The 22280-nt window shown below is 69.4% G+C and carries 22 protein-coding genes; 11 read left to right on the top strand and 11 right to left on the bottom strand.

The genetic code is table 11. The annotated features are described in order from the left end of the window. Positions 1 to 12 precede the first annotated feature (12 nt). Positions 13 to 1146: a hypothetical protein gene (locus QHF84_RS25325; protein ID WP_281315980.1), complete on the bottom strand. Its 1134-nt coding sequence runs from the start codon at positions 1144 to 1146 to the stop codon at positions 13 to 15. 357 nt (positions 1147 to 1503) lie between these two features. Between QHF84_RS25325 and QHF84_RS25330 the strand changes: the two genes are divergently transcribed. Then, complete coding sequence (locus QHF84_RS25330; protein WP_281315981.1) at positions 1504 to 2079, top strand: hypothetical protein; 576 nt, start codon at positions 1504 to 1506, stop codon at positions 2077 to 2079. Next, the gene (locus QHF84_RS25335; RefSeq protein WP_281315982.1) at positions 2076 to 2603 is read left to right on the top strand and encodes a hypothetical protein; all 528 of its coding nucleotides are present in this window, start codon (positions 2076 to 2078) and stop codon (positions 2601 to 2603) included. Before QHF84_RS25330 ends, QHF84_RS25335 begins: the two co-directional genes overlap by 4 nt. Here QHF84_RS25335 and QHF84_RS25340 read toward each other — a convergent pair. The 5 genes from QHF84_RS25340 to QHF84_RS25360 all read right to left on the bottom strand — a co-directional run bounded on the left by QHF84_RS25340 (position 2600) and on the right by QHF84_RS25360 (position 5872). Continuing rightward, positions 2600 to 3577: a hypothetical protein gene (locus QHF84_RS25340; protein WP_281315983.1), complete on the bottom strand. Its 978-nt coding sequence runs from the start codon at positions 3575 to 3577 to the stop codon at positions 2600 to 2602. The genes QHF84_RS25335 and QHF84_RS25340 overlap by 4 nt on opposite strands. A gap of 49 nt (positions 3578 to 3626) precedes the next feature. Further along, a complete protein-coding gene (locus tag QHF84_RS25345) occupies positions 3627 to 4280 on the bottom strand; it encodes an LON peptidase substrate-binding domain-containing protein (RefSeq protein WP_281315984.1) in 654 nt (217 codons plus the stop codon). Between the two features lie 61 nt (positions 4281 to 4341). After that, on the bottom strand, positions 4342 to 4905 hold the full coding sequence (locus QHF84_RS25350) for a GTP cyclohydrolase I (RefSeq protein WP_281315985.1): 564 nt from the start codon (positions 4903 to 4905) through the stop codon (positions 4342 to 4344). 5 nt (positions 4906 to 4910) lie between these two features. After that, positions 4911 to 5339, bottom strand: a complete 429-nt coding sequence (locus tag QHF84_RS25355) for a DUF2203 domain-containing protein (protein WP_281315986.1) — start codon at positions 5337 to 5339, stop codon at positions 4911 to 4913. After that, positions 5336 to 5872 carry a MerR family transcriptional regulator gene (locus tag QHF84_RS25360; protein WP_281315987.1) on the bottom strand — a complete coding sequence of 179 codons (537 nt, stop codon included), beginning with the start codon at positions 5870 to 5872 and terminating at the stop codon, positions 5336 to 5338. Before QHF84_RS25360 ends, QHF84_RS25355 begins: the two co-directional genes overlap by 4 nt. A gap of 311 nt (positions 5873 to 6183) precedes the next feature. Between QHF84_RS25360 and QHF84_RS25365 the strand changes: the two genes are divergently transcribed. The 8 genes from QHF84_RS25365 to QHF84_RS25400 all read left to right on the top strand — a co-directional run bounded on the left by QHF84_RS25365 (position 6184) and on the right by QHF84_RS25400 (position 15919). Beyond that, positions 6184 to 8229, top strand: a complete 2046-nt coding sequence (locus QHF84_RS25365) for a DUF2330 domain-containing protein (RefSeq protein ID WP_281315988.1) — start codon at positions 6184 to 6186, stop codon at positions 8227 to 8229. A gap of 289 nt (positions 8230 to 8518) precedes the next feature. Beyond that, entirely contained in the window at positions 8519 to 8743 is a 225-nt protein-coding gene (locus QHF84_RS25370; RefSeq protein WP_136928993.1) for a hypothetical protein, read from the top strand. Between the two features lie 21 nt (positions 8744 to 8764). Further along, positions 8765 to 10393: an NADH-ubiquinone oxidoreductase-F iron-sulfur binding region domain-containing protein gene (locus QHF84_RS25375; protein WP_281315989.1), complete on the top strand. Its 1629-nt coding sequence runs from the start codon at positions 8765 to 8767 to the stop codon at positions 10391 to 10393. Positions 10394 to 10400: 7 nt separating this feature from the next. Next, positions 10401 to 11654 (top strand): gephyrin-like molybdotransferase Glp, encoded by a 1254-nt coding sequence (glp, locus tag QHF84_RS25380; protein ID WP_281315990.1) that lies wholly within the window; start codon positions 10401 to 10403, stop codon positions 11652 to 11654. 15 nt (positions 11655 to 11669) lie between these two features. After that, on the top strand, positions 11670 to 13589 hold the full coding sequence (locus tag QHF84_RS25385) for a molybdopterin biosynthesis protein (protein ID WP_281315991.1): 1920 nt from the start codon (positions 11670 to 11672) through the stop codon (positions 13587 to 13589). Further along, entirely contained in the window at positions 13586 to 14245 is a 660-nt protein-coding gene (locus tag QHF84_RS25390; protein ID WP_281315992.1) for a molybdenum cofactor guanylyltransferase, read from the top strand. Before QHF84_RS25385 ends, QHF84_RS25390 begins: the two co-directional genes overlap by 4 nt. A gap of 32 nt (positions 14246 to 14277) precedes the next feature. Continuing rightward, a complete protein-coding gene (locus QHF84_RS25395; RefSeq protein WP_281315993.1) occupies positions 14278 to 15303 on the top strand; it encodes a site-2 protease family protein in 1026 nt (341 codons plus the stop codon). A gap of 1 nt (position 15304) precedes the next feature. After that, on the top strand, positions 15305 to 15919 hold the full coding sequence (locus tag QHF84_RS25400; protein WP_281315994.1) for a hypothetical protein: 615 nt from the start codon (positions 15305 to 15307) through the stop codon (positions 15917 to 15919). A 4-nt stretch (positions 15920 to 15923) separates the two neighbouring features. On the opposite strand, the gene QHF84_RS25405 is transcribed toward QHF84_RS25400, so the two are convergent. Together QHF84_RS25405 and QHF84_RS25410 are read right to left on the bottom strand one after the other, a co-directional pair. Next, on the bottom strand, positions 15924 to 16091 hold the full coding sequence (locus QHF84_RS25405; RefSeq protein ID WP_281315995.1) for a hypothetical protein: 168 nt from the start codon (positions 16089 to 16091) through the stop codon (positions 15924 to 15926). Positions 16092 to 16297: 206 nt separating this feature from the next. Continuing rightward, positions 16298 to 16957 (bottom strand): hypothetical protein, encoded by a 660-nt coding sequence (locus QHF84_RS25410; protein WP_281315996.1) that lies wholly within the window; start codon positions 16955 to 16957, stop codon positions 16298 to 16300. A gap of 416 nt (positions 16958 to 17373) precedes the next feature. Between QHF84_RS25410 and QHF84_RS25415 the strand changes: the two genes are divergently transcribed. Then, a complete protein-coding gene (locus tag QHF84_RS25415) occupies positions 17374 to 17802 on the top strand; it encodes a hypothetical protein (protein WP_281315997.1) in 429 nt (142 codons plus the stop codon). 3 nt (positions 17803 to 17805) lie between these two features. Here QHF84_RS25415 and QHF84_RS25420 read toward each other — a convergent pair whose 3' ends face one another. The 3 genes from QHF84_RS25420 to fusA all read right to left on the bottom strand — a co-directional run bounded on the left by QHF84_RS25420 (position 17806) and on the right by fusA (position 22222). Further along, entirely contained in the window at positions 17806 to 18735 is a 930-nt protein-coding gene (locus tag QHF84_RS25420) for a cation diffusion facilitator family transporter (protein ID WP_281315998.1), read from the bottom strand. A gap of 89 nt (positions 18736 to 18824) precedes the next feature. Next, the gene (locus tag QHF84_RS25425) at positions 18825 to 20129 is read right to left on the bottom strand and encodes a hypothetical protein (RefSeq protein ID WP_281315999.1); all 1305 of its coding nucleotides are present in this window, start codon (positions 20127 to 20129) and stop codon (positions 18825 to 18827) included. Between the two features lie 8 nt (positions 20130 to 20137). Beyond that, complete coding sequence (gene fusA, locus QHF84_RS25430) at positions 20138 to 22222, bottom strand: elongation factor G (protein ID WP_281316000.1); 2085 nt, start codon at positions 22220 to 22222, stop codon at positions 20138 to 20140. Between the last annotated feature and the right edge of the window lie 58 nt (positions 22223 to 22280).

The following is a 22280-nucleotide window of genomic DNA, read 5'->3' on the forward strand; positions in this document are numbered from 1 at the left end:
CCGTCACCTGAATCATTTGTAGAGCGTGACGGTATAGGCGCGCGGCAATTCGGGGCCCTCATCGGGGTCGAACGGGTGGCTCCGATCGATGCTGCCCGCATTCACGCCGACGACCAGAAGGCCCGCGAGGCCACGCAGGTCGCGAATCGAGCGATCGGCGTGGGTCGCGCCGTTGATGCCGGCGATGGCCACGCGGCCGACCTCGGCCCCCGTGCGGTCGATCTTCACGAGCGCCCAGTGGAAAAACACGCCGAGTTCCCAGTCCGCGGCGAACGTGATCTCGGCGTCCTCGGGCGCGCCTTGCAAATCGAGCCAGAGGTACGTCGCGCCGGTCGGTTGAATCGGCCGGACCGGCGCGAGCCGTCGCGGAAGGGTGTCGTAGGTGACGGACCATTCGAAGCGGACGCGGCCGAAATCACCGAACCGATCGACGTCCACGAGGTGCGCGCCGTCGCTCCGCGAGCCGACGAAGGCACGATCGACGGCAAAATCGAGGAGGAGGTCCTCGAAAGGTTTTTCGCGGGCGCGAGCATTGCTGCGCAAGGCGTCGAAGACGTCGGGCTCGTTGGCGAAATGAAGGGCGGAAGGGTCGGTGCGCTGGCCAGCGACGGCGAGGAGGCCAAAAAGGACACCGGAGGGGATGCCCGTGCCGTAGTTTTCGTCGAGGAAACGCGTGAAAAGGAAGGCGCCCGTAGGTTCGTCGGGGTCTGCGAAGGTGGTGAGCGAACGCTCGGGAGCGCGCTGGAAATCGTCGACGGCCGCAGCGTCGAGGAGGCCACAATCGACGATCGTGGAAGCGAGCTCCGAGCCGACCATCGCAATGGCGGAAGGTTCGGCGCCCGCGTCGAGGCGAAGGACGGCGGCATGGGCGAGCGCGCGGGTGACGGCAGCGTCGAGCTCACAGCCGGCCGCGGGATCGGGCGGCGGGAGGACGGTGAACGCAGAGGCGCGGTCCCAGGCGCCGCCCGTGGCAATGCCGTCGGGCACGGTGAACGGCGGGAGAGCGTCTTCGACGAGGTAGAGGTCGTACCGCGCATCGCCGCCGCGATCGTCGTCGGGCAAGGGCAGCGGCAAGCCGAGCGCGATCATGGCGCGAAGAGCGCGTTCGGCGGAGGCGAGCGCGCGAAGGATCGAGCCCTCGGCCACGGAGGCGGCGGCATGCACGCAGACGGGCGCGAGGAAGGAACAGGCAGCCCTGGGGACGGCGGCGGCACGCGGGCGCTCGCGCGCGGGGAGAACCGAGGGGCCGGCTGGGCGTGCAGTAGCGGGGGCGGACGCGGGAGCGGAGGCGGAGGCGGGAGCGGACGCGGAGCCGGAAGCGGACGCAGAAGCGGCCACGGGCGCGGACGCGGCAACCGCAGCGACCAGCAGTCCTGCCCACCCGATGGCCCAGCGCCCGCGCGACGAGCGCGAAGCCGCCATTTGACACCCCTCGGCGCGACGCCCTACAACGATGAAGTCCGAGATCGTCGGGCTCCGAAGGCCGCTCGACACGGGTAGGGTATGTACACGAACGCGGGGACTTTGTCGTTCGACCTCGCTGAAGGGCTCGTGCGGCTCGGCGGAGAGGCGCGCCTCGTCGTGCCCGCCTCCGCGCTCATGGCGCTCTGGGGCGGCGCGAGCCCCGCCGCGCGTCGCGTCTTCGGTCGCGTCCTCGGCGAGTCGATCGGTCGCGCCGCCGCCAAACGCCTCGCTCCCGAAGGCGCAGATCCGACGAGCACGATGCTCGACGCGAGCCCCGAAGCCGCGCTCTCCGAGCTCGCCGCCGCGTGGGCGCTCGCAGGGCTCGGCGCGCTCGACCTCGAACGGTGGGGCCGCGCGCTCGTGTTCGTCGTGGGACAGTCCCCGCTCGGCGCGGACGGCGACGAGCTCTGCGAGATCGCGCTCGAAGGCGCGCTCTCCGTGGCGAGCGGCAAGAGCGCGCGGGTCGTGCGGATCGAGCGCGTCGAGGCGCGCGCGCGGTTTTTCGTGAGCAACGCCGGCGCGACGGCGAGGATGCGCGCGGAGCTCGCGCGAGGCACGGTATGGGCCGAGGTGCTCGCCGAGCTCGACGGGCCCTCCTCCCGAGGTGACGCTTGAGCGACGACGACGACCAGGACTGGCCCGGCTCGCCGGAGACGAAGGTTTCGAAGTCCACGCCGGACCTCGTTCCGCCCGCTTCGTCACGACAACCGCGCTCGCTCAAGGACGAGCTGCCGCTCGACGACGCCTTGCCCGGCATCCTCGACCCCGAAGCCGAGCCGCTCCCCGAGTCCGAGGAGCGCCCGCCGGCCTCGCGCAAGGTCGCGAGCGTGCGCGTGCCCGATGCGCGCGGCGACGAGCGCGTCGACGACTACTCGACCTGGGAGATCGACGGCCTCACGGCCGAGCCTCCGCCCACGCGCAAAGCCGGCTGGCTCGGCGTGGAGCGAAAGACGCCCGTCGAGGGCACGCGCGTGCTCATCGAGCCGAACGCGGCCACGGGGCCGAACGTCGTGCGACGCGTGCTACCGGAGGACGAGCTCGTCGCGCTCGGATCTCCTGCACGCGCCCACCGCGCCGCGACGTTCGGCGAGCTGCTCGACGGAACGCTTTCGCTGGGTGAAGAGGACGAAGGGGCTTAGCCCTTCTTCGGCGGCTGCTGCGGCGACATCGTCCGCGACATGAACGAGTAGACGTCCATCTTGTCGCGCGGCGTCTGGCCCTTCTCGGTGAGCTTCTGCGCGATGTCGTCGACGAGCGCGCGCATGCGCTCGTACGCGGCCGCGCTGGGCGCGCGCTCGTACTTGAGCGGGAAGCTCATCATCGCCGCCTGCTTCTCGTAGAACGACGGTTTCACGAAGACGTGCTCTTCCGGGTTCAAGAGCGCCGAGAGCACCGTCGCGAGCGGCCACGTCGCGAGCTTCGCCTTGCCGAGCACCGCGACCAGCCGATCGAAGCGCGCGTCGTACGCGTCGCTTCCATGGAGCAGATCACGCACCGCCTCGGCGACGGCGCGGTCGTGCTCGGCCGCCATCTTGCTGAACGGGATGATGTCGCCGAGCGGGTGCAGGAGGCCCGTCGCCGCCTTGTGGATCGTGCGCACGTTCGCCACGATCTCCGCGAACGCGCCGGCCTGGATCTGCTTGTCGAGCACCTCGCGCGAGAGGAGATCACGCGCCGTGGCCGCCGCGATCGCGCGCGTCGCCTTGGCCTTCTTCGCCGTCGGGTTCGGGTCCTCGGCGCCGCGCTCCTCCTTGGCGAAACGCGCGCTCGTGAAGCCACCCGGGAAGATCTCGAGGAAGAGCGCGAACTGCGCGTCGAAGTTCGGCAGGACGGGCGCGACCGCCTTCTGCTTCGGCTTGCCCGACGGCGACCTCTGATCCTTGAGCCCGCGGACCTTCTTTTCGAGGGCGCGCGCCTCCGCGGCGCCGAGCGTGACCGGCTCGAGCTTCGACCAGAAGGCCTTGGCGATCGAGTGGCTCATGCCATCCTCGAAATCGTAAAAGCGCTTGTCGTCGCGTTCTTCCGAGAGATATCCGAGGCCCCACTCGGGACAGCCCGGGTGCTTGACGATCATCGGCGCGACGGCGGAGGCAGGGGGGACGTTCACGGTCATGGGCGGCCAGAGTAGCCCATGAGGAGCGCGGCGCACGCGATGTCCGCGCTCAATTCAGCTCGCGCCCGCCCGGCGCGAGCGTGTGCCTCTGCATCGCGAGGACCTCAGCTACGCGGCGAACACGCGCACGCGGCGAGAGGGTCTCGAGGATCGCTTGACGCTCGCGCGCGTCGAGCACGAGATGGTGGGCGCAGAGATCGGCGAGCAAAGCCGGCTTCGCGTCGCGCGGCAAGCGAAACTCGAAGCCTCGATCCCGCTCCCGCACGAACTGCGTGAACGACGTCGCGGTCGATACCAACGCCGACAGCTCGCTCTGCGTGATTTCCTCGTCCGGCGGGACGAGCACCTCCGCGGCAGCACGCCGGTACGGCGGCTCGAACGGAAGCTCGGAAAGACGCACCCGCGCGCGGCCCCGGACGAGAATGTTGTACCGACCGCCCGGAAGCTCGGTGTGGTCGAGGATCGTCCCGAGCCCGGCGACCTCTGCGATCTCGGGATGCCCGTGCGCGTCCACGGGCCGCTCGTTCGTGATCATGACGATCGCCATCGAGCGGTGCGTCTTCAGCACGTCGGCCACCATGGCGCGGTAGCGCGGCTCGAAGATGTGCAGCGGCAAGAGCGCGCCCGGAAAGAGCACCGTGTTCGGCAGCGGGAAGAGGGGTAGCGCCGGGAGCGCCTCCAGCAGATCCGAAAGGGTGTTCATCGAACGAACGTAGCACGCACCACAGGAGGGGCGTACGCCGATGACCCCGAACGGACGAACGTCAGCGGCCGAGAGCCGCGAGCGCGAGCGCGCGCCCGTCGCTCGTGGCGAACGATCCGCCGAACGACAGGGTCTCCACGATCGCCCCGGTTTTCCGCTCGCCTCGCGACACGAGACACGTGTGCGTGAGCGAGAGCTTGCAGAGCGCGCCCTTCGCTTCGAGCTCGCGGCCGATGAGGTCGACCACCGTGGCGCCGATCTGCTCCTGCAAGGTCAGCCTGCGCGCCACGACGTCGACGACACGCGCGAGCGTGCCGATCCCAGCGACACGCGCGCCCGGCTGATACGCGACGATCGCCGAGCCGAACGCGGGCAAGAGGTGATGCGGGCAGATCGTCGTGACCGCGAGATCACGCACGACGACGATGCCCGTGCCCGTGTCGGTCACGCCGAGCGAGCCTTCGCGCAGGACGGCGGCGGCGTCGATCGACTCGCCTTCGAGCAGGTCGTCGGCCCATGCGTCGGCGACGCGTTCGCCTGTGCCCTCGAGCTCGCCCACGGGCTCGTGCCCGAGAGCGCGCAGAAAATCCTCCACGGCCCGCGCGGCTGCTCTGCGATCGATCATGATGGTCAGTTATACAGCGGCTTCGACGGGATCCCGATGGGCTTGCGCCCGGAAAAACCCTGGTCGAGCTCGTGCCAGTGCTCGACGGCGCGCTCGCCGTACCGCCAGCAGAGCCAGACGTCGCGGCCCTCGATCTGCCCGAGGAAATCGCAGAGGCCGATGCGCGGATCCTTCACGGCAACGCCGAGCTCCTCGATGGCGCGCCAGCCGTCTTCGTAGACCAGGAGCTCGGCTCGAAGGGCGCGCTCCTCGGGATCGAGCGCCTCTTCGCCCTCGATCATCACGAGCAAGCGCCCGCCCTGGCCTCGCGCGCGCATCGCGCGCAGCCGCTGGTCGATGTCGAACGCGCGGCGCATCTGCTCGCCGACGAGGAGCGACAGGCGCGGCACGAGGGCGTTCGCTTCGGCGACCGTCCAGATCCGCCGGACGCTCAAGGGGACTCTTTCTCGCCCTCGGCCTCGCCAGGCTGCGCCGGGACCTTGCGCGCCTGATCGTGGTTGCACGGGTTGATCGACCAGAGCACGCGCACGCTCCGCGGCAGGACCGGGTGCGACGTCATCACGGTGCACGTCTCGCACGCCGTCGGGAAGCCTCGATCGTCCTCGCACTTCATGCACGGCTCGACGATCTTCGTGGTCTCTTCGAGGTCGTCGCGCAGGCGGTTCAGGACCGCGAGCTTTTCTTTCAGCTCGTCGATCCGCGCGGCGAGGACGCGCGTAGCCTGCTGCGCGGCCGCCGACCCCGACGACGCCGTCTTCTTCACGTCGAGGATGGCCTTGATGTCGTCGAGCGACAGACCGGCCATGCGCATGTCCGTCACGAGCATCAGCCGATCGAGCTCGGATCGCTCGAAGAGGCGATGTCCGCCGTCGGTGCGCCGGGCGGGCCGCAAGATGCCTTCTTCCTCGTAGAAACGCACCGTGCGGAGCGTGCTGTTCGACAGCCGCGCCATCTCACCGGTGGTCAAAAGCTGCGTTTCGCGCGGGCGGTCCGCCTCCGCAGGAGCAGCCGATGGGGCGGGCGAATCGGCGCGCGGAGCAGGGGCATGAGGATCCACGGGTTTCCAGGGTACATGAGGTTACGTAACCGGCAAGGGGGCTTCCCATTCGCGCGTGTATGTTTACCCCCACACATGCGTGTTTCTCGGGGTCCGTCGTCGTCCCTCCAGGTTTGCGCAGCGGCCTATGAACGACGGTTCTCACCCAGCGAGGCAAAGCACGAAACTCCGCTTCTTCGCTTGAATGCGAGGGAGGCACGTCACTTGCTCATGAGCTCGGCATGCACTTGCGCTTGCTCCCTCTCACGGGCCTCGCCGCGATCACGACCCTCGCCATGACCCAGCACGCCGACGCGACCGGCGCCTGGCTTCCGAGTGGGGAGGCCACGCCGATCGAGCAGCGTGTGGCCGTCGCCGTCGGTCCCACGCACGTGGCGCTCTGGACGAGCCTCCGCGCGTCGGCGGAAAGCGGTCCGTTCGGGATCATCGTCCCCGTCGCCCCGGGCGCCGCGCTCGATCACAGCTCCGACGCGTGGTTCGAGGCGCTCAACGCCGCCACCGCGCCGCGCGTCTTCCCGCCGGCGGGCGTGACCCCGACGTGCCCCGGCGCAGAGCCCTCCGAGAACACGGATCCGTTCCACGTGACCGACGATCTCGGCGCGACCGAGAGCCTCGCGCCCGTCGAATCCGTCCTCTTGCCGGACACGACTGCGGTCCTCGCGTGGGCGAACAAGCATGGCTTCGGCATCTCGCCCGACGTCGCCGCCGCGCTCTCCGGCATGGCGGGAAAACGCTTCTTCGCCGAGCGCTACGACGCGCCGAGCGCGCCGTTCGTCACCACCACCCTGCGCGTCGTGTCGGAGGCGGCGGCCCCCGTGCTCCCGCTCGCGCTCACGCGCGCCGGCGCCTCGGATCTGCGTGTGACGGCGTGGCTGCTCGGCAAGGGCAGGGCTGCGCTCACCGGAAGCAAGCCGATCACGCTCTCGACGAGCGCTCTCTACTGGGAGACGGGCCACGACGCGTCGAACTACGTGGCGCTGCGCGAGCAAGAGCTGCTCGCCTGGGGCAAGAGCGCGGTGCTGATCGAGGCGGCGAGCCACGAGGCGCTCGTGAGCAACATGCCGATCGCAAACGGCACGGGCTCGGTGACGGGCGTGGTGACGAGCTTCTTCCAGCGCGCCGCGACGTACGGCGATGGGAGCGCCAGCGCCTCGCCTTGCATCACGGCGGCCGCGCTCGCGCTCGATGCGGCGTATCCGGTGGCCGATACGTGTCCACGCGCGGGGCTCGGCGTCGTGGACGATGGTCCCGCGTGCGTGGAGTCGCCCGCGGGCGCGGAGATCGATCCCGCGAAGCTACGCTGCGGCGGCATCACGGACGACCTCGCCGTCGCGCTCTCCGGCATGGTTCCGAAGGAGACCGTGCTCACGCGCGCGACGATGTTCATCCCGAAAAACGCGGCCGGCAGCACGTGGCCCGTGACGTTCGACCCCGCGTCTTCCGACGTAAATCCCTTGCTCACGGCGACGAGCCTCGACCTCGCCTCCTGCAACAACAGCAGCAGCAGCTCGACGAGCAGCGGCAGCAGCAGCAGCTCGGGCGGAAGCAGCAGCTCGGGCGGACAAGGCGGATCGAACGGCGTCGGCGTCGGCGTCGGCGGGTCGGCCGGATCGGCCGGCTATTACTACGATGACGACTACGACAACGATGTCGCCTGCGCCTGCGTCGGCACCGCGGATCCCGTGATCACCGACGACACGGGCAGCGGGGGCGATGACTACTACTACGACGATTCATCGAGCGAAGACTGCAGCGGCGACACGACGGACACGGGCGAAGACGAGTACTACGACGACTCGTCGAGCGAGGACTGCAGCGGCGACACCACCGAAGACGAGTACTACGACGACTCGTCGAGCGAGGACTGCAGCGGCGACACGTCGGACGACGAGTACTACGACGACTCGTCGAGCGAGGACTGCAGCGGCGACACCGACGACGGCAGCGACGACAGCAGCAGCGACTCGGATTGCAGCGGCGACACCGACGACGGCAGCGACAGCGACGACTGGGGCGACTGGGAAGAGGCGCGCAAGTCGAGCAGCGCGGCGAAGCGTGTCGCGACGATCGATGCCTCCCGAAAGGACGACACGTCGTCCGCCGCGCACCGCGCTCCCGCGAAAAAAATGCGCAAACGCGGGCCGAAGGCGTCCGTCATCACCCTCGGCTTGCTCGCGATCCTCGCGCCGCTTCGTCGCCTCGCGCGGCCCGATCGTTCGCGGCGCGGCGCCAAGGACAAACCCCGGCGCGAGCGTTCTTCGTCGTGAGGGCCCCGCATGCCCGCTTCCGGGGCTGTCCGGGGCGACCGGGCATGCGCCGAGGTCCCGTCGGCCTGGCAGGAAAACGTCGGACGATCCTCCGATGGGCCGTGTTGCCGTCGGGGCCGACATGGTAGGATACGCACATCATGCATCGCGCCGGGCGCCAGACTCGCGAGGGGGTGCAGCATCATCGCGGCACGGGCGGCGATCGCCCAGGCGCCACACGAGACCCGAGATCCGTTATGATCGGTCGGCTCGGGATGCATGACCCCGCTCAACGAAGGATGGCGCGCGCGTGGACTCCCTGTTCGATCAAGTAGTCCAGCGTAGCGGCCTTTCGCCGGTGTTCGCGAAGGGCACGATCCAGCGGGCGTTCGCGCGGATCGGCGTCGATGCCGCGAAGATGAAGCGCGACGATCTCGAGCGCGCGCTCCCCACGCTCCAGGCCGCGCTGGGCGTGTTCCTGCCGCCGCAGGAGCTCAAGGAGCGCATCACGGACATCGGCAGACTCTGCCGCTGATCGCGGAGCAGGGGGGCGCACGTGGGCGCCATCATCGACGCGCTGACCGACCTACAGCACGAGCACGGCTGGCTCGACGACGCGCGCCTCGCGGCGCTCGCGCAAAAGCTCGGCGTTCCGCTCTACCGGATCGAAGGGCTCGTCTCGTTTTACCCGCACTTCCGCAGAAAACCCCCGCCGCGCGTGGAGGTCGCGCTCTGCCGCGACGTGACGTGCCGGCTCGCCGGCGGCCGTGATTTTTTGGCGCGGGCGCGGCAGGCGATCGGGGGCGATCCGTCGGTGGAGGTGCGCGAGGTGAGCTGCCTCGGCCGATGTGATCGAGCCCCGGCCGCCGCGCTCAACGAGCGACCGGTGCACGCGAAAAACCTCGACGCCCTGGCCGTGGCCGTCCGCTGGGCCGACGAGCCGCAGCCCAAAGCAGCGCCCTCCCCGCCGCGACGCTGGGCGAGTGATCCGTATGAGGACCAAGGATCACGCTACGGCGTGCTCGCCTCGCTGCGCGGGGATGCGCTCGCCGCGGAGCGGATCCTGGCGACGCTCGACGCGAGCGGGCTGCGCGGCATGGGCGGCGCGGGGTTCCCCACGGGTCGCAAGTGGCAGCTCGTCCGCAAGGAGACGGCGCGCCCGAAGTACGTGGTGTGCAACGCGGACGAGAGCGAGCCGGGCACGTTCAAGGACCGCGTGATCCTCGACGAGTTGCCGCACCTCGTGATCGAGGGCATGGCCATCGCCGCGCTCGTCGTCGGGGCCTCCGAAGGGATCGTGTTCATCCGCCACGAGTACGGGCTCGAGCGGGAGAACCTCGCGCGTGCGATCGAAGAAGCGCGGCAGTGCGGCGCGCTCGGCCCTGACGCGCTCGGGCCGGGGTTGCCGTTCGACGTGCGGATCGCCATCTCGCCGGGTGGATACATCCTCGGCGAGGAGACGGCGCTGCTCGAATGCCTCGAAGACAACCGCGGCGAGCCGCGGAACAAGCCGCCGTTCCCCGGTCAGAAGGGGCTCTTCGGTCGGCCCACGTTGATCAACAACGTCGAGACGCTCTCGTACGTCCCGCTCATCGTGAAAGAGGGCGCCGAGGCGTGGAAGGCGCGCGGCGTGCGCGGCTCGGGCGGGCTCAAGTTCATCGCGCTCTCGGGCGACGTCGAAAAGCCGGGCGTCTATCAGGTGCCCATGGGCACGACGATCGGCGAGCTCATCGAGAGGGCCGGCGGTACGAAGGACGGAAAACCCATCCTCGCGATCGCGCCCGGCGGCGCCTCGTCGAATTTCTTGCGCGCGGATGCCGTCGATGCGCCGCTCGACTTCGACGCGCTCCACAAGCGCGGCTCGATGCTCGGCTCGGGCGCGGTGCTCGTGGTGTGCGAAGGCGCGGACATCGTGGATCTCGTGACGAACGTCGTGGCGTTCTTCCGCAACGAGTCTTGCGGCAAGTGCGTGCCGTGCCGCGTGGGCACGGAGAAGGCCGTCGCGATCCTCGAAGAAGCCGTGCTCGGGCGCGGGAAAAAGCGTCACCTCGTGGTGCTCTCCGAGCTCGCCGAGACGCTCGCCGATACCTCGATCTGCGGCCTCGGACAGGTCGCGATCGCACCGTTCCTCTCCGTCCTGCGCGCCTTCGAGGACGACGTGCGCGCCCGCTTCCCGGAGGATTGATCGAGCCATGGGCGTGCGAGACGTGCGCATGCGCGGCTTCCGAAAGCGCGCGAGCGTCGATGAGGCGCTCGCGGCGCTCACGTCGCGCACGGGCGAGCTCGAAGCCGAGCGCGTGCCCGTCACGGAGGCGAGCGGGCGTGTGCTCGCGGAAGACGTGGCCGCCGCCGCGAGCGTGCCGCATTTCCGCCGCGCCGCGATGGATGGATGGGCCGTCGTCGGGGAGTCGACGTTCGGCGCGAGCACGTACGCGCCCGCGTCGCTCGTGCTGATCGGCGAGGCGAGGCCGGGAAGGCCGTTCGCGGGCGTGCTCCGTCGCGGTGAGGCCGTGCGCATCACGACGGGCGCGCCGGTGCCCGAAGGCGCGGACGCGGTCCTCATGGCCGAGCGTGCCGAGGAGATCACGCGCGGCGATCGGACGATCGTCTCCGTCGCGGAGCCTGTGTCACCCGGCAAGCACGTCGGCGCGATCGGCGAGGACGTTCCGGCCGGTACGATCGTGGCGCGGCGAGGCCGCAAGCTCCGGCCGCAGGACGTGGGCCTCTTGGCGAGCGTCGGCGCGGGCCTCGTGCCCGTCGTGCAGAGGCCCCGCGTGCGCGTCGTGATCACGGGCGACGAGCTGCTCGCGCCGGGCAGCATGCCCGAGGGATCGTGCATCGTGGACTCGAACAGCGTGGTGCTCGCGGCGCTCGTCGCGCGGGACGGCGGCGCGCTCTCGCCCACGGTACGCGCGAACGATCGGTACGAGCTCGTGCGCGAGGCGATCGCGGGGGGCGACGAGGATGTCGTGCTCGTCTCGGGTGGATCGTCCGTGGGGCCCGAGGATCACGCGCCGCTCGCGCTCGCCGAGATCGGCGAGGTCACGGTGCACGGCGTGGCGATGCGCCCGTCGAGCCCGGCAGGCTTTGGCTTCATCCCCGGCCGCGTCCGCCCGCGCCCCGTCTTCCTCCTGCCGGGCAACCCGGTCTCTTGTTTGTGTGCGTACGAGTTCTTTGCAGGTCCAACGATCCGCGCGCTCGGCGGCCTCCCGCGCGCGTGGCCTCACCCGCGCGGAAAGGGCCGTCTCGCCGCGAAGATCGTCTCCGAGCTCGGCCGCATGGATTACGTCCGCGTGAAGTACGACGGCGCGCTTGTCACGCCGATCATGACGAGCGGCGCGTCGATCCTCTCCTCCACGACCCGCGCGGACGGCGTCGTGCTCGTCCCTGCCGGCAGCGAGGGCCATGGCGAGGGCGAGGAGGTCGAGGTCTTCCTCTACGATTGACCGCCGGGGGGCGTCATGAAGCAAGCGCAGTTCCTCAACGTCGTGGACCGGGACGAGGCCGAGCGGCGCTTCCGCGCGGCCATCGGCGCGATCGACGCGATCGGCGCCGAGGTCGTCCCGCTCGACGCGGCCCTCGGGCGCTTGCTCGCCGAGGACGTCGCGAGCCCCGTCGACGTGCCCGGCTTCGATCGCTCGAACGTCGATGGATACGCGGTGCGCGCGGTCGACACCTTCGGCGCGAGCGAACACGAGCCGCGACGGCTCCGGCGCTTGCCCTCGATCGTCACGATGGGCCGCATCCCCGAGGCCACCGTCGAGCCGGGCACGGCCCTCGCGATCCCCACGGGCGGCGCCGTGCCGCGTGGCGCCGACGCGATCGTCATGGTCGAGCACACGCTCCTCGACGGCGACGACGTGCTCGTCACGAAGGCCACGATCCCCGGCCGCTCGATCACCTACGCGGGCACCGACGTCGCGCAGGGCGAGGTCGTGCTGCGCGCGAAGGAGCGGCTCACCTCGCGGGAGACGGGCGTCCTCGCGGCGATCGGCCTCGATCGTGTCGCCGTTCTCGCGCGTCCGCGCGTGGCGATCCTCTCGACGGGCGACGAGATCGTCCCGCCCGGGCGCCCTCTTCCGCCCGGCGCGGTCTACGACTCGAACGCCCGCATCCTCGCCGACGCCGTTCGCGAAGCCGGCGGCGAGCCGATCCTCGCGGGCATCGTGCCCGACGACGAAACCTCCGTCCGCGAGGCGCTCCAGCGCTGCCTCGCCGAAGCGCACGTCGTGCTCCTCTCGGGCGGCACCTCGAAAGGACCGGGCGATCTCAACGCGCGTGTCCTCGCCGAGGCCCTCGATCCACCCGGCATCGTCGTACACGGCGTCGCGCTCAAGCCCGGCAAACCCCTCTGCCTCGCGGTCTCCCGCGGCAAACCCGTCGTCGTCCTCCCCGGCTTTCCGACCTCGGCGATCTTCACGTTCCACGAGTTCGTCGCGCCCGTCATCCGCGCCTTCGCGGGCCTCTCCGAGCGCGCGGACGACACGGTCACGGCGCGCCTGCCGTTCCGCGTCACGAGCGAGCACGGCCGCACGGAGTACGTGCTCGTGCGCCTCGTCGACGACGAACACGGCGAGCGCGTCGCGTATCCGATCGGCAAGGGATCCGGCTCCGTCACCACGTTCTCGCAGGCCGACGGCTTCTTCATCGTCGACGAGCACGTCGAGATGCTCGACGCGGGCGACACCGTCGTGATCCACCCCATCGCCGGATCACGCCCGCGGCAGGTCGATCTCGTCGTCATCGGCAGCCATTGCGTGGGCCTCGACGTCCTGCTCGGCCGCCTCGCCGCGCGTGGCACCACGAGCAAGCTCATCGCCGTCGGCAGCGAGGCGGGCCTCGCGGCCGTGCGCCGCGGCGAATGCGACCTCGCCGGCGTGCACCTCTACGACCCGAACACCGGCACCTACAACGAGCCCTTCCTCGGCCCCGGGCTCGAGCTCGTCCGCGGCTACGGCCGCATGCAAGGCGTCGTCTTCCGCCCGGGTGATCCACGCTTCGAGGGCAAGCGCGCCGAAGACGCCGTCCACGAGGCTGCGCGCGCCGAGGGCATCGTGATGATCAACCGAAACCGCGGCAGCGGCACCCGCGCGCTCTACGACCGCCTCCTCGGCGACGCGCGCCCCGCCGGCCACTCGGTCGAGGCTTCCTCCCACCGCGCCGTCGCCGCGGCCGTCGCGCAAGGCCGCGCCGATTTCGGCATCGCGATCGACATCGTCGCGCGGGATCGTGGCCTCGGCTTCCTCCCGATCGGCGAGGAGCGCTTCGACTTCGTCGTCCCCTCGAACCGCCTCGCTCGTCCCGCCGTACGCGCCTTCCTCGCCGAGCTCGCGTCCGAACCGGCGCGCGCCGCGCTCCGCGCCCGAGGGCTCCTCGCGTGAGCGGAGGCGTCCTCTCCGGCCTCGGCGCCGTCGTCCTCGCGGGCGGCCGCAGCAGCCGCATGGGCCGCCCCAAGGCGTGGCTCCCCTTCGGCGACGAGGTCCTCCTCCAGCGTGTCGTGCGCCGCCTCGCCGACGTCGCCGCGCCCCTCGTCGTCGTCCGCGCTCCCGGGCAAGCGCTCCCGCCTCTGCCGCCCGACGTCGCGATCGCCGAAGACCCCGTCGAGGGCCGCGGGCCTCTGCAAGGCATCGCGGTTGGCCTCGCGGCGCTCGCCGGCAAAGCGGAAGCTGCGTTCGTCTCCTCCACCGACGCGCCTTTCGTGGATCCCGCGCTCGTGCGTTTCCTCTGGGATCTCCGCGGCTCCACGCACGACATCGCCGTCCCTCGCGGCGGCGGCCATTATCACCCGCTCGCGGCCGTGTACGGCGTCTCGGTGAAATCCGAGATCGACGCCCTCCTCGTTGAAGACCGACTCCGCCCGTTTTTCCTGTTCGAGCGCGTGCGCACCCTCGTCGTCCCCGAAGATCGGCTCCGCGAGGCGCCTGGCCTTTCGCTTTCGGGCGACGAAATCCTCGCCTTGCGCAACCTCAACACGCCCGACGACTGGCTCGCGGCGCTCGACGTCGCGGGCCTCCCGAGGCCGAGCGATCCGGCTTGAGCCGACGCCGGATGCCGGCCACGCTAGCCCCGATGCAAAGGGACCAAGCCGAGACGACCGACCTTCCCCCCGCGGCCGATGCAAAGGCCGCCGAGGCGCCTCTGCCCGATCCCCATGCCGATCCCGCCGCGCCCGCCGCGGGCCCGCTCCGGTGGCAGAAGAACCTGCTCCTCCTCGTCCTGACCATCGTCTCGACGCTCGTCACCTTCGCCCTCTCGAACGGCCTCGTCCCCGAGGGCGCGCCGTTCGCCGAGCAGCTCCGCGGCGTGCTCCGCGCGTGGACGTACACCGTCCCGCTCATGGCCATCCTCCTCACGCACGAGCTCGGCCATTACTTCGCGGCGCGCCTCCACAAAGTCCCCGCCTCGCTCCCATTTTTTATTCCCCTCCCCCTCCTCAGCCCGTTCGGCACCATGGGCGCGGTCATCGGCATGAGCGGCCGCATCAAGAGTCGCAATGCCTTGCTCGACATCGGCGCGGCCGGCCCGCTCGCCGGGCTCCTCGTCGCCATCCCGGTGATCCTCCACGGCCTGCGCACCTCGCCCGTCCTGCCCATACCCGAGGAGGGCATCCAGGAGGGGCAATGCCTGCTCTATTTCGCCCTGAAGCGCCTCGCCATCGGCACGATTCCTCCGGGGCACGACGTCTTCCTCAATGGCCCCGCGTTCGCCGGCTGGGTCGGGCTCTTCGTCACCATGCTGAACCTCGTCCCGGTCGGCCAGCTCGACGGCGGACACATCGCGTACGCCCTCTTCGGCGAAAAGCAGAATCGTTATGCCCGGATCGTCCACGTCACGATGCTCGGCATGTTCCTCCTGAACCTCGCCCGCTTCCTGCCTCCGGCGCTCCGGGCCGGCGAGGGAATCGGCGACGCCGTCGGCAATTCGATCTCGTGGCTCGTCTGGTTCGTCCTGGTCCACCTGCTCGGCCGGCTCGGCGGCAAGGATCATCCTCCGACCGAGCCCGGCGAGCTCTCGCCCGTCCGCCGCGGCATCGCGGTCCTCTCGCTCGTCGTCTTCGTCCTGCTCTTCATGCCCACGCCCTGGTCGAAGTATTGAAATGACCTTCGCCTCCCCTGCCCCGCTCGGCGCGCTCGCGCTCCTCGCCACCGGCTGCAATGTCCTCGGGCATGCGCAGATCGGGCCGATGGTCGCCTCGCGCAACGATGAGCCGATCGGCGGGGTCGAGGCGAACGCGAACATTTACGTGGACATACAGCCCACGGACGATCTTCTCGCCGATAGGCCGCTGCCCGAGACGGCGCGGCGCTGGGGTATCGCTTCGGGTGCTTATCTGCGCGGATCGGGGCTGGGGTTTGGCATCGGGTGGCGGCCGGGGCTCTTCGTGGCCTCGACGAACGCGAAAGTGGCGATCCTGGGGGCCGCCGGCGGCGCGCTCGGATATCAGTCGCTCGAAGGGACGGGATACGGAAACGTCGGCCTGTACGGAGTGCTCGCGGCTGGGATTCCCGTGCGCAAGACCTACCCTTCGGATGCCCTCATCCTGTGCCGCTCGCTCACCTACGTCACGATCGGCCTGGAAGGGCACGTCGACCATCTGCCCGCGCGGGACGAATCCTTCGCGAGCGTCGGTCTGCTCGTGGGCGTGCTCGGCCTCGATGATTCCGGCGCGCCCTCGGACCGCAAGCATCCCGAATTGAACTGCCCGCGCTGACGCGTCACCCCGCCGCGCGCCGCCGCAGCCCCGCGCGAGGCCGCCCGATACGCCGCGCCCGGGCCACGCGCGCGCCCATCGCATCCGCGTCCGCGACGGAATCGGACGCGCCGCGCTCCTCCTCGTCCTCGAGCTCGCCCAGGACGAACTCGACGAACGTCACGCTCTCCATGTATTCGTTCGTCGTGAAAGACCATGGATCGGCCGGGACGGGCCTACGGTCATGGCGTGCAATGGACGGACGGCGGCGAATGCGAGGCGAAAGAAAGCGCATGTCGTTCTCTCGAAGGTAAGACGTGTCAGCTCTAAGTACGTTTTAAGAGATGCTGCTCGCGCCCTTTTCGCTCGCGACCGCGTCACGAAAAGGGCGGACGAAATTCAAGGCTTCGCTTTGACCGCCGCGGCCATCGCTTCCACGAGCGACATCGCAGGCGGGGGCAACGAAGGCGTCGGCTGCTCCTCGGCCTCCGCCACGGGCGCAGGCGCCTCCTCCGCGGGCGCAGGCGCGGGCGCCTTCGCCATGGGCGCCGCATTCCGGTTCGCCCGGGGCGCGTGGCTCTGCCAGCTCGGCGCGGGCATCGCCGCGGCCTTTGCATCGGGCAGCGCCTTCACCGGCTCCTCCGCGCGCGGCGGCGTCGCCTCCAGCCGGAAGCTCGTCGCAATCCGATGCGTCCGCTCCGTCGCGTCCGGCATCACCTTGCCCGCGAGCTCCGGCGCCGACAGCGACGAACGCCCCGACCGCGCCGATCGCTCCTCGCCGACCTTGTATCCCATCACGAGCGAACCGCCCACGGCCACCGCCAGGAGCACCCGGTCGAGCGTGACCGGCCGCGGACGCGACGACGTCGGCTCACGCTCGCGCGGGCCGTCGCTGCTCGCCGGGGCCGGTGGTGGTGGTGCCGCCGGCGCCGGGAAAAGGTCGACGCTGCGGATGGCCGCACGGACGCTCATCGACACCTCGCCGAGGCCCACGTCGGGCGGCGGTGGCGGGAGCTTCGTCGAACGCGACCGGTCCGCGAGCTCATGCAAGTCATCCATCCGATTCCGCGCGCTCCGCGGCCCCTCGCGGCCGACGCCGGGCGCCCAGATGCACGTCGGATCCTCGTCCGATATCTCCGTTCGGCCCAGAAAACGCCCCGCAAAGACCTCCGACACACACCGGGGACAAATCGTCCCCTCCGTCCCCGGGCGTTCGCCCTCCCGGGCCCCTCCACAGACGCCGCAACTCGAACTCATTGGATCCCCCCGAATCCAAGCAGTATGCTCAGCTAGTGCCTCATATTACCAACCCCAGGCGGATGCGCATGCTCATTCGACAGAGCGAGCCCAGCGCGGGCTGCGATCATAGGCGCTCGCTCGGGGCGGACGCGGCGTTTCGCGCGGGGCGTGAAACTCGCGCATGACGCGGTGCATGTGCTAGGAAGGCCGCGCTTTTCGGAATTGGAGGAAAAAGAATGGGACTTTCCGATGCGCTCGCGGACAAGGACAAGAAGAGCCGGATCATCTCCGACTGCGCCACGTTGATCGACGAAGAGGTGGCGTCGAAGGGACTCGCCGCGTTGCCGCTGAAGGCGGGCTACAAGGCGATCAAGGGCATCAAGCCCGGCTTCATTCCGCACGTCATCGAGTCGCTCCTGCCCGAGATGGCCACGAAGGTGGACCCGATCTGGGCCGAGGGAGTCTCCGCGGGCAATCCCGTCAAATTCTTCCAGGACAACCGCGGGCGCGTCGCGGACGCCTTGCTCTCCGTGACCGACGCAAAATCGAAAAACGCGAAAAACGCGCTCGTCCGTTCGACCTACGAATCGCTGCGCGGCACGGCCAAGAAGCACGTCGAGGAGGCCGTCCCGCGCCTCTCGAAGGTCATCGAAAAGTACGCCTGATTCTCAGGCCACCTGCGCCGTCCGCGGAATGTCCGGCTCGACGAAGCACCAGCGCACGTCGGACCTGCGGTTGCGCAAGGACGCCTCGAACTCGTTGATCGCGGTGCAGACCTCGTTCGTGGTCACGCCGTCGTAGAAGCTCACCTTCACGCAGACGAGCACCTCGCCCGGACCCTGCTGCACCGTGATCACGTGCAGCACCCGGTCGATCTTCGGGTGCGCCGCGACCGTCTGCCGCACCGCCACCTCGACCTCCGGATCGGCCGACTCGCCGATCAGGAGCGACATGATCTCCACCGCGAGGAAGACCGCCACGGCCACGAGCACGAGCCCGATCGCGATGCTCCCGATCGCGTCCCACTTCGGATCGTGCGTGAAGTACGCCGCCGTCAGCGCGAGCGACGCGAGGATCAAGCCGAGCGAGGCCGCCGCGTTCTCGCCGAAGACGACGACGAGGTCCGAGTCCTTCGTGTCCTTGAGGTACTGGAAGAACGGCTTCTGCCCGCGGCGCTTGTTCATCTCGCGGATGTTCGAGATCGTCGCGCCGCCCTCGAGCAGCAGGGAAAACCCGAGGATCCCGAGGCCGAGGTGCACCTTCTCCACGGGCTCGGGATGACCGAGCTTGTGGATGCCCTCGTAGATCGAAAACACGCCGCCGCCCGAGAACAGGAGCAGCGCGACCAGGAACGACCAGAAGTAGAGCGAGCGCCCGTAGCCGAGCGGGTGCGACGCGTCCGGCTTCTTGCGCGCGCGGTTCACGCCGAGCAGGAGCAGGAGCTGATTGCCGCAGTCCGCCGCCGAGTGCAGCGTCTCGGCGAGCAGCGCGCCCGAGCCCGTCAGGAACGCGACCACGCCCTTGCCCGCCGCGATGGCGAGGTTGGCGAGCAGCGACTGGACGATATGGGAGGTCGAATGGTCTTCCGACGACGACACGGGAGCCCTTGTATCACGAGCGGGCCCCGAAAAAGAAAACCCCCAGCGCGCCGAAGCACGCCGGGGGTTTGCTCACCGCGATCCTTCCGTCAGGAAGGGTCGCCGAACGACCGCTGGAAGAGCTCCTCGATCGCCTGCTTGCCGTCCTCGGTCAGGTTCTGCGTACCGATGCCGGCGAAGGCCTCGCTCTTGATCATCGGCAGCGTCGCCATCTCCCACGCCGTCCCGCTCCAGCGGAACCAGGTCCGCTTCTGCTGATCGAAGACGTAGAGCGGCTTCTTCCAGAGCCGCGCGAGCTCCGCGCCCCAGCCCGTGCCGCCGCGCACGGTGCCGTCGTCCTGGATCTGGCCGACGACGAAGACCTCGCGCGCCGCGTTGATCTGGTACCAGATCGTCTGCAGCACGTTGCGCACGAGCGGGATCTCGCTGAGCACGCGGCCGAGGCGCTTCGACACGTAGACCAGGCTGAAGTCGCCGCGGCGCAGGTCCGCCTCGCTCAGCACCTGCACGCCGCGCGTACGCTCGCGCAGCGTGTGGCCCTCGAAGCTGAAGTTCGTCTCCGTGAGGCCCCAACGCTCCGCACACGCGCCGAACGCCGCCTCCGCGCCCTTCGCGCCGCCCGAGTAGAGGCGGTAGCGCTTGGCGTCGCGCGGACGCTCCGAGGCCGGCGGGATGTCCGCGTCGATGATCCGCATCGTGTGCGGCTCGAGGCGCAGCGAGAGATCGGCGATCTCCTTGCTGTCGTGATCCTTCAGGAGGCGCAGGCGCACGACCTCCTTCTCGGGGTCGAGGAAGACCACGACGCCGAGTTTGTCGAAGAACCGATCGACCGGCGCGGGCGCCGAGCCCGCCGTCGCCTCGCCGGCCTTCGTCGTCGTCGAGAGCCAGAGCTCGGCCGAGTGATCCCGCGCGATCGTGATCAGCGTGTCGATCATCGCCTCGGTCGCGTGCGCGCAGTCGAAGCCGTCGATGATGATCACGTCCGGCGAGAAGTGCGCGATCTCGCGGGCGAACGCCACCGTGTCGATGAGCTTCTTCATCGACGACGACGCGCCCTCGGTCGTGTTCGCGTGACCGAGGAGCGAGAAGATCAGCCGGTGACGCTCGAGATCCAGACGCACGGACTCGGGCTCGGCGAGCTTCGTGTACGTGGCGATGTCGTGGAAAAGCTCGTCGTAGTAAGCGCGCACGTGATCGACGGCGTGCTCCGTCGAGATGTGCAGAACGCGCCGGTCACGCAGCAGATCGTCCAGCGCGATCTGCACGAGGAGCGCCGTCTTGCCGACGCCCGCGCGCGAGAGCACGACGCCCACGTTGCCGCGGCCCAGGCCGCCGTGCATCGACTTCTCGAAGACCCGCATGGGGCTCCGCTCGTTGACCTCTTTGCGGTACATCGGTGCCCTCACTTCCCCTTCTTCGCCTGCTCTTCTTTGTGCTTCTTGATGAGCTCCTCGGCGATCGCGCCGGGGACCGGAGCGTACCGGGAGAACTCCATGGTAAACTCAGCCTTGCCCTGCGTCGCGGAGCGAAGAACGGTCGAGAACCCGAACATCTCGGCGAGGGGGACCTCTGCCTCGACGCGGCAGAAGCCGTCCGACTCCGTCGTGCCGATGATGATGCCACGGCGCTGCATCAGGATGCCGACGACGCCGCCCTGGAACTCGCTCGGGCTCTCGGCGGCCACCTTCATGAGCGGCTCGAGGATCTGCGGACCCGCCTTCGGATAGGCCTCACGCCACGCACCACGCGCGGCCTCCTGGAACGCGATGTCCGAGGAGTCGACCGCGTGGGCCGCGCCGTCGTTGATCGTCACGCGCACGCCCGTCACAGGGGCCTGCATGACGAGGCCCTTCGCGAGCATCGAGCGGAAGCCCTTGTCGCAGGAGGGGATGAACTCCTTCGGGATCGAGCCGCCCGTGATGTCGTCGACGAACTCGTACGCCTGATCGCAGGGCTCCATGAAGCCCGCGACCTTGCCGTACTGACCCGAGCCGCCGGTCTGCTTCTTGTGCGTGTAGTTGAACTCGGTCCTGCGCGTGATCGTCTCGCGGTACGCGACGCGCGGCGGGCTCGTCACCACCTCGGCGCCGTACTCGCGCTTCATGCGCTCGATGTACACGTCGAGGTGCAGCTCGCCCATGCCGTGGATGACCGTCTCGTTCGTCTCGGGATCGCTGCCCACGCGGAAGGTCGGGTCTTCCTTCGTGAAGCGCTTCAGCGCCTTCGACATGTTGACCTGCGCCTTGTTGTCCTTCGGCGTCACGGTCAACGAGATGACCGAGTCGGGCACGTGCATGCTCGTCATGGCCACGCTGAGCGTGCCATCGGTGAACGTGTCACCCGAGTTGCAGTCGACGCCGAACATCGCGACGATGTCGCCGGCGCCCGCGTTCTCGATGTCCTCCATCTCGTCGGCGTGCATGCGGACAAGGCGGCCGACCTTGTGGCGCTTGCCCGTGCGCGTGTTCGTGATCTCCTTGCCCTTCGAGATCGTGCCCTGGTAGACGCGCAGGTACGAGAGCTGGCCGAAGCGGCCGTCCTCGAGCTTGAACGCGAGCATGACGAGCGGTTTGTCCGGATCGCTGTCGAGCGTGATCTTCGCCTCGTCCTTCTCCAGGTCGACGGCGTGGTTCGTGATGTCCGTCGGGCAGGGAAGGAACTTCGTCACGCCGTCGAGCAGGAGCTGCACGGCCTTGTTCTTGTAGGCCGAGCCCATCATCACGGGCACGATCTGGAGGTTCACGGTGGCCGAGCGGACCGCCTTGTTGATGAGGTCCTCGGTGACCTTCTCCTCGAGCATCGCCTCGGTGAGCTCGTCCGAGAACATGCTCAGCGCGTCGAGCATCTCCTCGCGGCACTTCTGCGCCTCGGCCTGCATGCCGGCCGGGATGTCCGACTCGATGATCTTCTCGCCGTTCGCGCCCTCGAACCGGAACGCCTTCATCTTGATCAGGTCGACGACGCCCTCGAACTTGTCCTCGAGGCCGATCGGGAGCTGCAAGAGCACCGGGTTCAGGTTGAGCTTCTCGCGGAGCTGGTCGCGGGCGCGGAGCGGGTTCGCGCCGGCGCGATCACACTTGTTGACGAACGCGATGCGCGGGACGCCGTAGCGGCGCATCTGCCGATCGACCGTCAGCGACTGCGACTGCACGCCCGCGACCGAGCAGAGCACCAGGATCGCGCCATCGAGCACGCGGAGCGAGCGCTCGACTTCGATGGTGAAGTCGACGTGTCCGGGCGTGTCGATGATGTTGATCTGGGTGTTGCCCCAGTTGCAGAACGTCGCTGCGGACTGGATGGTGATCCCACGCTCGCGCTCGAGATCCATCGAGTCCATCTTCGCGCCGACGCCGTCCTTGCCCTTCACGTCGTGAATGGCGTGGATCCTCTTCGTGTAGAAGAGGATGCGCTCGGTCAGCGTGGTCTTCCCCGAGTCGATGTGGGCGCTGATTCCTATGTTCCTGAGCCTGGACAGATCGCTGATCACGAAGAGGACTCCTGCCGCCTACCGGGGGAGGGCGGCTCTCGGCAAAAAACGCGGCGCG

It is taken from the genome of Polyangium sp. y55x31 (genome assembly GCF_029946505.1).
Taxonomy (GTDB): domain Bacteria; phylum Myxococcota_A; class Polyangia; order Polyangiales; family Polyangiaceae; genus Polyangium.

Bases quoted from the DNA above. Each gene is read 5' to 3' on its own strand.
- QHF84_RS25330 (WP_281315981.1), top strand. From the start codon at position 1,504: ATGTACACGAACGCGGGGACTTTGTCGTTCGACCTCGCTGAAGGGCTC.
- QHF84_RS25340 (WP_281315983.1), bottom strand. From the start codon at position 3,577: ATGACCGTGAACGTCCCCCCTGCCTCCGCCGTCGCGCCGATGATCGTC.
- QHF84_RS25345 (WP_281315984.1), bottom strand. From the start codon at position 4,280: ATGAACACCCTTTCGGATCTGCTGGAGGCGCTCCCGGCGCTACCCCTC.
- QHF84_RS25350 (WP_281315985.1), bottom strand. From the start codon at position 4,905: ATGATCGATCGCAGAGCAGCCGCGCGGGCCGTGGAGGATTTTCTGCGC.
- QHF84_RS25365 (WP_281315988.1), top strand. From the start codon at position 6,184: ATGCACTTGCGCTTGCTCCCTCTCACGGGCCTCGCCGCGATCACGACC.
- glp (WP_281315990.1), top strand. From the start codon at position 10,401: ATGGGCGTGCGAGACGTGCGCATGCGCGGCTTCCGAAAGCGCGCGAGC.
- QHF84_RS25385 (WP_281315991.1), top strand. From the start codon at position 11,670: ATGAAGCAAGCGCAGTTCCTCAACGTCGTGGACCGGGACGAGGCCGAG.
- QHF84_RS25395 (WP_281315993.1), top strand. From the start codon at position 14,278: ATGCAAAGGGACCAAGCCGAGACGACCGACCTTCCCCCCGCGGCCGAT.
- QHF84_RS25400 (WP_281315994.1), top strand. From the start codon at position 15,305: ATGACCTTCGCCTCCCCTGCCCCGCTCGGCGCGCTCGCGCTCCTCGCC.
- QHF84_RS25405 (WP_281315995.1), bottom strand. From the start codon at position 16,091: ATGGAGAGCGTGACGTTCGTCGAGTTCGTCCTGGGCGAGCTCGAGGAC.
- QHF84_RS25410 (WP_281315996.1), bottom strand. From the start codon at position 16,957: ATGGATGACTTGCATGAGCTCGCGGACCGGTCGCGTTCGACGAAGCTC.
- QHF84_RS25415 (WP_281315997.1), top strand. From the start codon at position 17,374: ATGGGACTTTCCGATGCGCTCGCGGACAAGGACAAGAAGAGCCGGATC.
- QHF84_RS25425 (WP_281315999.1), bottom strand. From the start codon at position 20,129: ATGTACCGCAAAGAGGTCAACGAGCGGAGCCCCATGCGGGTCTTCGAG.